Below are 11274 nucleotides of genomic sequence, written 5' to 3'. Positions count from 1 at the left end.
ATTAAATGAGAACACTTGTTCTGTAACACTAACAGGATACTATTGATTAAGGGAGCAGAAAAAACATGACCAGAATTCCTGAGGAAGACCGTAATATCATGGAACAGGCTATTTATTTGCCAATGGTGCTAACCATTTTAAATCGCGACTCCATCGTCATTAATAAAAGCCCGTTTAAACTAAAACAGCCTTATCTTGATTTGGTTGAAGAAACAATGAAGGTCATTCAAAGTGAACTCTCTGAGGTAAAACGCTATATGAATAAACACCAGCTTAAGGTACAGGAAATAAAGAGAGATGAGGCATTTACTATGTTCATGTTCCTTTACAAAGGATATGAGGAGCATCATAATTACTTTAACCCCCGCATCCGCAATAAAGTCCAGGAGCTGATGACATATTATCTTATTAAAAAACCTATGCCCAGGCCAGGAAAAAATCTGAAGGCAAATTAATATTTGGAATAAGAAAAGCCTGCAGCTAATAATGTAATATACACACGAAAAACAGAAGCATGAAATTCCGCATGCTTCTTATTTATCCTTTCCCTTCTCTATTGGTAGGCTCCAGTTCTCTCCGAAGCATTCATTATTTTGGAACCATTCACAAAGTACAATGCCTTTCTCTCTGAATCCTCTATCCTCCTTATCAATGTCGTTTTTAGTAAAGCTGTTCTGAGCACCTGATTATTAAGCGTAGTATAAGATACTGGAATAATGAAGCTTTGCTTATTCTTAAAAACCACTTGAGTATGTGCGTTTTCCGCTCGCTTGAAATAATTGATATGATCCAATGCAATCCAGATGCATTCAGGATTGTTTGGAGAAGCCGTCGGGAAAAAATAAATGAAATTTGTGGGGTCTATCGTTATTGGAGCTTTATGGGTAATGCCGGTTAATTGGCGTGTACCCTCTTTTCTGCCTTCATAGCTTGATCCAAAATATTTGCAGCTGCTTTTAATTATATCGATCGGCTTAAAAGGGGAAGTCACCTCATCATCAAGCTCCCAGATTTGCGAATAAACTTTCAGCCCATAAGCGAGGGGTTTGATAATCATTGTATTTGGATTGACTTCATACTCCTCGATCATTTGGGTATTATGGCTCATATGTTTTCATCTCCTATCTATTTTCGCTCTCGCTTTTCCATATTAACACCAATTTATCTAAAAATTACTAATTTATTTAATAGTTTCTAATTTGTTCACAATTTCGACATTCTGAAAATATTTTCTTAAAATTTAAAAAACTTAGTTGAATATTTAGAGGCAATTCCATATAATATTAAAAAGCTCAGGGGTGATTTCCATGAAGGAAAAATCATACACCGAATTGATGAAAACCAGTGGGATAAAACGGAAAAACCATAAGGATTCTTTTGTTCTTGACCTTTATATTGATATGCTTGTTACCGAGATTCTGCTGAATACTGAAAAAGAAAAGCTGATGAATAAAATAGACGCAGCAATTGATGAAAGAAATAAACCGTCATTTATGCATTTATCAAAGCAGTACAAAGAACTTTCCAAACGTTTTGGCACTTAGTAAACCAGTTTGCCCCCGCCAATCGGCGGGGTATTTTATTTTTAATAAGGCAGGAGAAAATTATTGGACAGCAGGCATTTATTTTTAATGGGCGGAAGCCCTCCATTCGGGCAAAGGCTTGGAAAAAAGTTTACGGAGCTGGCTTGTGGAGCGGCTGGCAAAATAGCTATACTCTTTTTGGAAAGGGAAGGCTGGGAAGGCTATATGAATAAGTATACTTCCGGCTTAACTCAAAATGGCGCAAGGAATTTCTGTTATCTGCCTCTTTCCCCTGCACCACCAGAATCTTTTCTTCAAGAATTGGTGTCCTGTACCGGGGTCATCATTGGAGGCGGTGAAACGGAAAAATACAGAAGTTATATTGTTGATACTGAAGTGGGAGAATACATTGGCAAGATGTACAAGAACGGTATTCCTGTAGCAGGTTTTTCGGCAGGTGCCCTAATTATCCCGGAGCATTGCATAATTCCCCCTATTGATACATCTGAAAAACAGCATCTCTTTCTGAAAGGTATCGGGTTAATCAGGGATTGTGTCATTAGTGTCCATTTCACTAAATGGAATGAAGGGGAAAATTTAAAGAGGGCAGCGGGGAAAACCAATGTCACGGCTGGTTATGGAATTGATGATGATGCAGGCATTTATTTTTATAATGAAATTCAGACTGATAGTGAAGGCGGCATACATATTTATAAGAATGAAATATAAAAAAGCAAGCCACATGGCCTGCTTTTTTCTCATATTATTGTCAAATCAGTCTGCCGCCTGCTTCCGTTCTTTTTGCCTCTGTTCCATTTCAAATTCTTCGAGCATGGAAATACGCTCCAGCATGGTTGGATGTCCATACCGGAATATTTTTACGAGAAGCGGCGGATTAACCTGGCTTAAACCGGCACGTGTCAGCTCCTGAAATGTTTCTATTGCTGCTTTTGAGTCCGTCGTCATTTCGATGGCATAGCGGTCTGCCCTTGTTTCCTGATACCGTGAAACAAAATTGGATAGAGGACTTGAAATAAAAAGCAGCATCGAAAGAATCATCAAAAACAGCGGCAGGGACCGAATATCATTTACCGCAGGAATTTTAAGCGCCCGTCCCCATTTATCGACTGCTTTCTCCATTATTTTGGCTGTCAAATAAAGGCCCAGCAGGGAAAGCAGCAAGTAACCGCCAATTCCGATATATATATGCTTTTCCACGTAATGGGCCATTTCATGTGCCATTATAAACAGGATCTGATCTTCAGTTAATTTATTCAGGGTTGTGTCCCATAGAACAATTCTTGAATTTGATCCGATACCAGTCACATATGCATTCAGCGCATTTGTTTTCTCTGCCATATCGACTTCAAAGACATGTTCCGCCGGTATTTTAGCCTGATTTGCCAAATCTAGAATTTTCGTTTCAAGTTCCTTGTTTTTCAAAGGATAGAAATCATTATATAGAGGGTCAATGACAACAGGCTGCAGGAACATCATAAATAAGGTAAATGGAACAGACAATAACCAGGCATAAAGCCACCATCTCTTCCTGCTCTTATTAATCAGCCAGTACAATACAGACACTATGAGAACCATCATTCCATAATTAACCCAAAAATCAATGAGTTCATCCTTCATCCATCCGCTGAAGCTCTGTGTCGAGATATTATACGTTTTTGAAAGTGAAAAGCTGATATAGCTTAATGGCATAGTAGCAATAAACGCGAAAAAAGAAAGCCAAATCAAATAAATCGCCGTTTGCAGGAATTTATAAGGTGCAGTCTGTTCAGCCCACTTCTTAAAAGCCTTCGATAAGCCAAATAAGAGAATGAATAAATAGAAAATCCATTCAAAAGGTGTAGAAATAAAAAACAGCAGGTTTCTTATTTTAGAATATTCCTCACTGAGCATCAGTTCCCTGCCGTTCAGGAAAGTTGCCGGATCTGCCCGTGAGCCTTCATACTCAAAGGGCAGACTGCTGTCAGCAAAATAGAATAAATACCAATAAAAAAATAAACCGTATACAAAAAAGGCCAGCGCCCCGTAAAAGCCTAATTTCCGCGCCATCTGATCCCCCCTTATGGTACAACCTTTCTATATTTAGTTTAGTATAAAAATCTGGAATTAGAACTATTTTGATGGGACAATCCAAGTTATTAGCCTTTCACAGGAGTTCTATTGAAAAAGCCGGTTCTAGAAGGAACCGGCTAAAGAACATCAATAATAATCTTTTCTAAAATAAGAAAGAATATACAGATAACACAGCAATCGATCCTAATACAACAACAATCACATTTGCACCTAAAAAGGCTGCTAGAAAAGCAGCAGCTGCCCCGAGCAGCCCAAACCAAATATCTTCATTTATAAACAGGATGCCTGGAAAAATAAGTGCCCCTAAGGTCGCATACGGCACATTCTTTAATATCCCCTGAACGAACCCGGGAAGCTCCTTCCCCTTAAAAAGCACAAAAGGCAGCAGTCTTGGGATATACGTAACTGCTGCCATCCCAACAATCATCCACACGATATGGCTACTCATGCCCCTGCCCCCTGTGCCTGTTTTTTGCATTTTCAATCCATTCTACTATTACAGCTGACAAAAGCGTGGCCAGCACAATTGCCCAGCCAGTCGATAGCGTATTAGTCAAAGTGAAAATTGTGTTAAAACACGCTGCCAGTGCCGAAAGAAAAACAACTTTTGCACTCTTTTTCATAGACGGAACGAGAAGGCCGACAAACATGGCATAAAGAGCAACAGACATGCTTTCCTGCAAGGTTTGCGGAAGGCTCCCACCAATTAGGTGCCCAAGCCCTGAGCAAAAGACCCAGCTTAAATAGGAAACCGAGATAAGCCCAAGCATATAACCGCTTGTTACCTTTTCTTCACGTACTGCTGCAACTGAGAAAGTTTCGTCCGTAATCCCAAAAGATAAAATTACCTTGTTAGCAGCCTGTTCATCATCCCACTTTTCATTAAGAGAGGTTGACATTAAGAAGTGCCTGATATTCACGATAAAAGTTGTCAAAACAATTTCAAATATGCCCGTTCCCAATGAAAGAAGGCTCAGGGATATGTACTGTGCTGCCCCTGCAAATACGAGCAAACTCATTAAAGCTGTTTCACCAATTGAAAGACCAGTTGTTTTGGCGAGCAGCCCAAATGTTAAAGCGATGGGTGCATATCCTATCGCGATGCTGATTCCCGACTGCACCCCTTTCCTATACTCCCCGGAAGGCTTGCCGACTGCAAGTTCTGCCATAATGCTCACCGCCTTAAAAAATATAATACCAGCCTGAAAATTATACTATAATAGACTTAATATTAAAGCATGATGCGCTGGTATAGTATATTATACATTCGTGCGTTATATTACACAATAAACCTGGAGGATATAATGGAGAATATTCAAAAAAGTATTGGGGAAAACCTAAGGAATATTCGAAAAACAAGAGGATACAGCCTGGATGCAGCGGCAGAAATAACCGGGGTCAGCAAGGCGATGCTGGGACAGATTGAGCGGGGGGAATCCAACCCGACTGTCACCACGCTTTGGAAAATCGCGAGCGGCCTTCAAGTTTCATTTTCCTCACTTATTCATGAGGAACCATCAGATGTCCAACTCATAGAATTGAAGACTCTAACTCCAATAATGGAGAGCATGGGCGATTACAGGGTTTATCCCGTGTTCCCTTTTGACCCCCGCAAGAAATTCGAGATCTTCACAGTCGAAATTGAATCGGGCTGCCAGCATACATCTGATAAACATAATGAGGGTGTTGAAGAATATATCACTGTCATGTCCGGAACTCTTGAAATAGAGATCGGAGACCAGCGAATCACTGTCCGCTCCGGCAATTCAATAAAATTCTCAGCAAATAAAGCGCATACGTATAAAAATATCGGAGCCGAACTGATTCGCTACCAGGCAGTCATGTATTATCCATGAAAAAGTTGGCATATCGCTTCGGGCGGTATGTTTTTTTACTGGAATATTTCCAAAACAAACAAGCCGGACAAAGCCAAAAGCCTTTTGTCCGGTCTCCCTTTAGATTAATACAGCCTTGTCACTGCTCATTTTCTCTCCACGGATTTTTTGGAATTCTTCAAGCAGTTTTTCGACGGTCAAATCTTTCTTTTGGTCTTCATTTGTTTCAAAAATGATCTGGCCCTTGTCCATCATGATCAGCCTATTTCCCAGGTCAAGTGCCTGCTGCATATTGTGGGTCACCATTAATGTAGTAAGTTTATATGTTTCCACAATCTCTTTCGTAAGGCTGGTAATCAATTCTGCACGAGCCGGGTCCAAGGCAGCGGTATGTTCGTCTAAAAGCAATATTTTAGGCTCTGTAAAAGTCGCCATCAACAGGGATAATGCCTGCCTCTCCCCGCCTGACAGCAGTCCAACTTTTGCTGAAAGCCTGTTTTCCAATCCAAGATGCAGCATTTCCAGCTTTTCCTGGAAAAAGTCGCGTCGTTTCTTGGAAACTCCTTTGCGAAGGCCACGTGCCATAGTTCTCGAATAAGCAATGGCAAGATTTTCTTCTATGGTCATGGAAGGGGCTGTTCCTGCCATCGGATCCTGGAAGACACGTCCGATCAGCCTGGATCTTTTATGTTCTTTCACAAGAGTGACATCAGTGCCATCAACCAGCACTTCTCCTATATCAGGAATCAATTTGCCGGAAATCATATTCATAAGAGTAGATTTTCCCGCTCCATTACTGCCAATAACCGTCATGAAGTCGCCTGGCTTTAAATGAAGATCGATTCTGTGAAGTGCTGTTTTTTCGTCTGGAGTTCCCTCATTAAACACTTTATGAATCTGATTTAATTGCAGCAAGATGTTCACCACTTTTCCCGTAGGCATTAGTTTTTTTCGCTTCCGCTAATCTCCGCCGCTTTCTCTGCTTTTCTTTTTGCTGCTGAATAAGCTTTGGCAGAATCAGCGCACCAATCACGATTACTGCTGTGATTAGCTTCATATCTCCTGTTTCAAGAAATTCAACTCTCAATGCAAGAGTGACTATAATACGATATAAAATGGCTCCTCCGATGACAGCCAGTGTTGCTCGGACAATAGTTTTTGCGCCAAAGATTGCTTCTCCAATGATTACGGATGCAAGTCCTATGATAATCATCCCGATTCCCATTCCGACGTCACTGAATCCGTTATACTGTCCCACTAATGCTCCAGAAAAAGCTACAAGTGCATTTGAAATGCCCAAGCCAGCTATCTTCAGGATGTCTGTATCAGCTGAAAAGCTTCGGATCATCGTCTCATTGTCGCCTGTTGCACGTATAGCCAGACCAATATCTGTCTTTAAGAAAAGATCAATCAATACTTTCGCAGCAAAGGCTAATATTAGCATTAAAATCAGAATCCCCCAGGTCTTTGGGATGAAACCCATTCCCAATGCCCCAAACAGGCTTTGAATAGCCTGATCAATCCCAAGTCCCTGCCAGAATGCTGTAAGCTTTGTGATAGCCGTTTCCTCAGACAGCAGTGGAACATTTGACTTGCCCATAATCCGGAGATTGATAGAGTACAATGCGATCATCATTAATATTCCGGACAAGAGGGCATTAATTTTTCCTTTTGTATGAAGAAGGCCTGTAAGGCAGCCTGCTGCAAAACCCGCAAGCAATGCTGTCATTGTTGCCAAAAATGGATTGTATCCTCCTACTATCATGACAGCTGCTACAGATGCGCCCGTTACAAAGCTTCCATCCACCGTCAGATCGGGAAAATCCAGTATTCTGAATGATAGGTAAACCCCCAATGCCATTAAGGCATAAATTGCTCCTGCCTCAATGGAACCAAAGATCGCTGTTGGCATAGTAATCTCCCTTTCTATTAGAAAAGCGCAAACGCTGGTGGGTTATTTACAGGTATTACTCCACAAACTCAGCAAGATCGCTCCATTCCTCTTTTAAGTCAATGCCCATTTCTTCTGCAGCCTTTTTATTGATTACCAGCTTTAGATTCTGCGGATATTGGACAGGAAGTTCGGATGGCTTCTTGCCGTCTTTTAAAATTTTTGCAGCCATTTCCCCAGCTTCATATCCGATATCTTCATAGTCAAATCCGTAAGCAGCAAAGCCCCCGCGTTTAACAGAGTCCAGTTCTCCCACGAAAAGCGGGATGTCATTGTCGTTTGAAACCTGAATGACAGATTCCAAAGCGGAAACAACAGTATTATCCGTAATAATATAGATGGCATCAGCTTTTCCGACAAGAGATTCTGCAGCCTGTTTCACTTCGGAAGAATTGGATACGGTAGCTTCAGCCAATTTCATATCTGTACTTGAAAGAGCTTCCCTCACCTTTTCAATCTGCACCTCTGAATTTTGTTCTCCAGAATTGTAAATAACACCCACTGTGCCTGCCTCAAACTGTTCATTTATAAATTTAACCATGTTGGGTATCGCATCAGGATGCGTATCTGTTGTACCTGTTATATTTCCTTCAGGAGAATCCATTGATTTTACTAATTGCGCACCCACTGGATCGGTTACTGAAGTAAATACAATTGGTATATCCTTTGTTGCATTCAGTGCACTTAATGCACTGGGGGTAGAGTTGGCAAAGATCAGGTCTACTCCATCTCCGGCAAAATTATTGGCAATGGATTGATTATTATTCTGGTCCCCTTGTGCAATCTGAACATCGTAGCTTGCTTCAATACCAGAATCCTCCAATGCCTTCTTAAAGCCATCGAGTGCCGCATCTAACGAGGGATGCTCGACAATCTGCGTAACTCCTATATTAAATGATTCTTCCTTTTCTTTATCAGAAGAGCCTGCATCTCCATTTGTACTTTCACTCCCGCAGCCGCTTAGAAGCAAAGTTCCCATAAGACCTGCAGCAGCTATTGCTTTAAATGATTTTATTCTCTCTAACATACTAGATGATCCCCCTTTTATCTCTATCTTTTCACTTCAGCACTTTTATGCTTTTATGCTTTCATTCACTAAATTATATAGGTAATAGCGACACTATTCAAGATATTTTTTAATAATTTTCTAAAAATTTATTATTTTAATAGAAAGGACACAGCCAAATATTGCCGTGTCCCATTACCCGCTTATTCATTTTATTTCCCTTTAAACTCCGGTTTTCTTTTTTCAGCAAATGCTGCAAGAGCTTCAACTCTATCTTCTGTTGGGATAATTACTTCATATGCCTTCCTTTCAATCTGCAGCCCAGTCTGCAAATCGACACCCATGCCATGTTTTACAGCAAATTTAGCCTGCTGCAGGGCAAGCGGGCCGTTATTAAGCATTTGTCCGGCAAATTCAAAGCAATCATTTAAGAGATTATCTTTTTCAGTCACTTTTGTAAGGATGCCGTATTCAAGCGCTTTTTCAGAAGTAAGCCTTTTAGCCGTCAAAATTAATTCCAGGGCTTTGGCCTGGCCTATCAATCTTGGAAGTCTTTGAGTGCCGCCTGCCCCTGGTATTATGGCCAAACTTGTTTCTGTAAGTCCCATTAAAGTGCCTGAAACGGCGATGCGGAAATCGCAGGATAGAGCTAACTCCATCCCGCCCCCGAAGGCAAAACCGTTAATAGCAGCAATAGTAGGCTGCGGAAGCTGATCAACTAGTGAGAATACCTCACCTATTTTATATATATTTCTGCGGACTTGCTCTTCTGATAGTGTCCTGCGCTCTTTTAAGTCTGCACCAACACTGAATGCTTTTTCTCCAGCCCCTGTAAAAATCACTGCACGCACATCAGGGCTGGTGCGCAGCTTTTCAACTGATTCCTGAAGCTCCGATAAAGTATCAAAATTAAAAGCATTCAATGCATCAGGGCGGTTAATCGTTACGACCGCAATATGACCTTTTGTTTCGACTGCAATAGAACTCATATGTATCTCTCCTCTTTCAAGTACTATCTAATAATTCGATAAATTTCGTGAAAACCCTTTCAAATTTAGTCAATTTGAAATGGGAATAGAAAAGGACAGACACATCCCATGCCTGTCCATAAAATCCTATTTAGTCTGTAGAACCTGATTCTTCAATGCTCTCCTCAAAATTTTACCAGTTGTGTTCTTTGGCAGTTCTTCTAAAAACTCGATCGATGACGGCACTTTATATTTAGCCAGATGCTCAGCACAGTATGCAAGCAGCAGTTCTTCTGTCAGCTGAGGATTTTTAGTTACAACATAGCATCTCACCGCTTCACCCAGATTTGGGTCAGGCACACCCAATACAGCAACTTCAACTACATCCTCGTGATTATAGAGCACCTCTTCAACTTCCCGCGGGTACACATTATATCCGCCGACTAAAATAAGGTCCTTTTTACGGTCAACGATATAAAAATAACCTTCCTCATCCTTTTTTGCGAGGTCTCCTGTATAAAGCCAGCCATCGCGAAAAGTTGCCGCGGTTTCTTCCGGCAGCTTGTAGTAGCCTTTCATCACGTTGGGCCCGCGCACAATCAGTTCACCTACTTCGCCAACGGAAACTTCCTCTCCCAGTTCATTTACGACCTTATTCTCAACGTTCATAATGGATTGCCCGATTGAGCCTGCTTTCCGCGGCTTATCAAGCGGATTGAAGCAGGTAACCGGAGAAGCTTCTGAAAGACCATATCCTTCTGAGACAATGACATTGAATTTTTTTTCAAAGCCATGAAGAAGTGCAACAGGCATGGCAGCACCGCCCGAAATGCAAAGCCTTAACGATTTCAGATCTTCCGTATTTCCATCATCAAACTGAAGAAGGAAATTGTACATGGTCGGAACGCCGGCAAAAACAGTAGGTTCATATTTTTTAGCGAGTCTAAATATTTCTTTCGGGCTGAATTTTGGATCTATTAAAATAGTAGCCCCATTCATCAGCGGTGCATTGAGAGCAACCGTTAAACAGAAGACATGAAACATAGGCAAAGTAGTGATAACCCGGTCATTTTCGTTCATGTGTAAATAGTCGCTGACATCCTTTGCATTGCAGTAGAGGTTTTTATGTGTCAGCATGGCACCCTTCGGCTTGCCTGTCGTACCGGATGTATATAGGATAACGGCTGTTTCATCATCTTTGAGCTCAGGGCCTTTAAAATCCAAATCTCCTGAAGCTATCACTTGTGTAAACGATTTCATTTTTGAGAAAGCTGATAATGCAGACGGATCCGCTTTTGAAGCCTGTCCCTGCGGGGTTTCACAAATAATAAAGTTCTCCACTCTTGGAAGAGCCTGATGCATCTTCTCAATCAAAGGCACTAACAGGTCAAGCGTAACAAGCGCTTTTACATCACCATTATTAACAATGTAGCCAATTTCATCCGGTGTATAAATTGGGTTGATCGGTATAACAGTTGCTCCAAGCCGCAGTGCTCCATGCAGGCCGATGACAAAATGCGGCGAATTCCCAAGTAAAAGAGCAATATGATCTCCTTTTTTCACTCCCAGCTTTGAGAGCCCATCCGCAAATTTAGTCACAGCACCATCAAGCTCCCCATATGTACTGGACTGGTCCATAAAATAATAGGCAGTCTTATTGCCCATTTTGATCGCCGTTTCATGCAGCTGCTCTGTTAAATTCATTTACACTCCCCCTGTAATGAATGAATAGTCATTCATTTTTATTAAATAAATTTTCTAAATATATTATATTGAAAGAAAGTTTTGTATTCAAGTAGGAAAGCGAATTGTTCACAATTTCTTTTTTATAGAGGACTGCCTTTCGCAAAACTTTATATAAATATAAGAAAAGCCGGCATAATGCCAGCTTTCCAATAAA

At 41.0% G+C, this 11274-nt stretch carries 13 protein-coding genes; 4 read left to right on the top strand and 9 right to left on the bottom strand.

Annotation, left to right across the window (positions count from 1 at the left end; translation table 11 throughout):
* The first annotated feature begins 65 nt into the window (after nt 1-65).
* Nucleotides 66-455: a hypothetical protein gene (locus A361_RS07140; RefSeq protein ID WP_009331313.1), complete on the top strand. Its 390-nt coding sequence runs from the start codon at nt 66-68 to the stop codon at nt 453-455.
* Between the two features lie 98 nt (nt 456-553).
* Here A361_RS07140 and A361_RS07135 read toward each other — a convergent pair whose 3' ends face one another.
* Nucleotides 554-1108 carry a competence protein ComK gene (locus A361_RS07135; protein WP_019381444.1) on the bottom strand — a complete coding sequence of 185 codons (555 nt, stop codon included), beginning with the start codon at nt 1106-1108 and terminating at the stop codon, nt 554-556.
* Nucleotides 1109-1307: 199 nt separating this feature from the next.
* Here A361_RS07135 and A361_RS07130 point away from each other — a divergent pair, with 199 nt between their 5' ends.
* Both A361_RS07130 and A361_RS07125 read left to right on the top strand, forming a co-directional pair.
* Entirely contained in the window at nt 1308-1544 is a 237-nt protein-coding gene (locus A361_RS07130) for an IDEAL domain-containing protein (RefSeq protein WP_009331381.1), read from the top strand.
* Between the two features lie 63 nt (nt 1545-1607).
* Nucleotides 1608-2252 carry a Type 1 glutamine amidotransferase-like domain-containing protein gene (locus A361_RS07125; RefSeq protein WP_019381443.1) on the top strand — a complete coding sequence of 215 codons (645 nt, stop codon included), beginning with the start codon at nt 1608-1610 and terminating at the stop codon, nt 2250-2252.
* Between the two features lie 45 nt (nt 2253-2297).
* Here A361_RS07125 and A361_RS07120 read toward each other — a convergent pair whose 3' ends face one another.
* The 3 genes from A361_RS07120 to A361_RS07110 form a co-directional block, all read right to left on the bottom strand.
* On the bottom strand, nt 2298-3590 hold the full coding sequence (locus A361_RS07120) for a M48 family metallopeptidase (RefSeq protein ID WP_009331383.1): 1293 nt from the start codon (nt 3588-3590) through the stop codon (nt 2298-2300).
* Between the two features lie 166 nt (nt 3591-3756).
* Nucleotides 3757-4062, bottom strand: a complete 306-nt coding sequence (locus A361_RS07115; RefSeq protein ID WP_009331384.1) for an AzlD domain-containing protein — start codon at nt 4060-4062, stop codon at nt 3757-3759.
* Entirely contained in the window at nt 4055-4783 is a 729-nt protein-coding gene (locus A361_RS07110; RefSeq protein ID WP_019381442.1) for an AzlC family ABC transporter permease, read from the bottom strand. The genes A361_RS07115 and A361_RS07110 overlap by 8 nt, the downstream gene beginning before the upstream one ends.
* 135 nt (nt 4784-4918) lie before the next feature.
* Between A361_RS07110 and A361_RS07105 the strand changes: the two genes are divergently transcribed.
* Nucleotides 4919-5470, top strand: coding sequence for a helix-turn-helix domain-containing protein (locus A361_RS07105; protein ID WP_009331386.1), 552 nt, complete (start codon nt 4919-4921; stop codon nt 5468-5470).
* A 99-nt stretch (nt 5471-5569) separates the two neighbouring features.
* Here the strand turns inward: A361_RS07105 and A361_RS07100 are convergent, their stop codons facing one another.
* The 5 genes from A361_RS07100 to A361_RS07080 form a co-directional block, all read right to left on the bottom strand.
* Nucleotides 5570-6364 (bottom strand): ABC transporter ATP-binding protein, encoded by a 795-nt coding sequence (locus A361_RS07100; protein WP_019381441.1) that lies wholly within the window; start codon nt 6362-6364, stop codon nt 5570-5572.
* Complete coding sequence (locus A361_RS07095; RefSeq protein ID WP_019381440.1) at nt 6339-7361, bottom strand: ABC transporter permease; 1023 nt, start codon at nt 7359-7361, stop codon at nt 6339-6341. The genes A361_RS07100 and A361_RS07095 overlap by 26 nt, the downstream gene beginning before the upstream one ends.
* A 55-nt stretch (nt 7362-7416) precedes the next feature.
* A complete protein-coding gene (locus tag A361_RS07090) occupies nt 7417-8427 on the bottom strand; it encodes an ABC transporter substrate-binding protein (protein WP_019381439.1) in 1011 nt (336 codons plus the stop codon).
* 191 nt (nt 8428-8618) lie between these two features.
* Nucleotides 8619-9395: an enoyl-CoA hydratase-related protein gene (locus A361_RS07085; RefSeq protein ID WP_009331393.1), complete on the bottom strand. Its 777-nt coding sequence runs from the start codon at nt 9393-9395 to the stop codon at nt 8619-8621.
* A gap of 126 nt (nt 9396-9521) precedes the next feature.
* A complete protein-coding gene (locus tag A361_RS07080; RefSeq protein ID WP_019381438.1) occupies nt 9522-11078 on the bottom strand; it encodes a fatty acid--CoA ligase family protein in 1557 nt (518 codons plus the stop codon).
* Nucleotides 11079-11274 lie beyond the last annotated feature (196 nt).

This window comes from Cytobacillus oceanisediminis 2691 (assembly GCF_000294775.2).
GTDB lineage: Bacteria > Bacillota > Bacilli > Bacillales > Cytobacillaceae > Cytobacillus > Cytobacillus pseudoceanisediminis.
This window is presented reverse-complemented; position numbering and strand designations above follow the sequence as displayed.

Excerpts from the sequence above, each read along its gene's own strand:
- A361_RS07115 (WP_009331384.1), bottom strand. The coding sequence starts at position 4,062 with ATGAGTAGCCATATCGTGTGGATGATTGTTGGGATGGCAGCAGTTACG.
- A361_RS07130 (WP_009331381.1), top strand. The coding sequence starts at position 1,308 with ATGAAGGAAAAATCATACACCGAATTGATGAAAACCAGTGGGATAAAA.
- A361_RS07080 (WP_019381438.1), bottom strand. The coding sequence starts at position 11,078 with ATGAATTTAACAGAGCAGCTGCATGAAACGGCGATCAAAATGGGCAAT.
- A361_RS07120 (WP_009331383.1), bottom strand. The coding sequence starts at position 3,590 with ATGGCGCGGAAATTAGGCTTTTACGGGGCGCTGGCCTTTTTTGTATAC.
- A361_RS07090 (WP_019381439.1), bottom strand. The coding sequence starts at position 8,427 with ATGTTAGAGAGAATAAAATCATTTAAAGCAATAGCTGCTGCAGGTCTT.
- A361_RS07110 (WP_019381442.1), bottom strand. The coding sequence starts at position 4,783 with ATGGCAGAACTTGCAGTCGGCAAGCCTTCCGGGGAGTATAGGAAAGGG.
- A361_RS07135 (WP_019381444.1), bottom strand. The coding sequence starts at position 1,108 with ATGAGCCATAATACCCAAATGATCGAGGAGTATGAAGTCAATCCAAAT.
- A361_RS07085 (WP_009331393.1), bottom strand. The coding sequence starts at position 9,395 with ATGAGTTCTATTGCAGTCGAAACAAAAGGTCATATTGCGGTCGTAACG.
- A361_RS07095 (WP_019381440.1), bottom strand. The coding sequence starts at position 7,361 with ATGCCAACAGCGATCTTTGGTTCCATTGAGGCAGGAGCAATTTATGCC.
- A361_RS07105 (WP_009331386.1), top strand. The coding sequence starts at position 4,919 with ATGGAGAATATTCAAAAAAGTATTGGGGAAAACCTAAGGAATATTCGA.
- A361_RS07140 (WP_009331313.1), top strand. The coding sequence starts at position 66 with ATGACCAGAATTCCTGAGGAAGACCGTAATATCATGGAACAGGCTATT.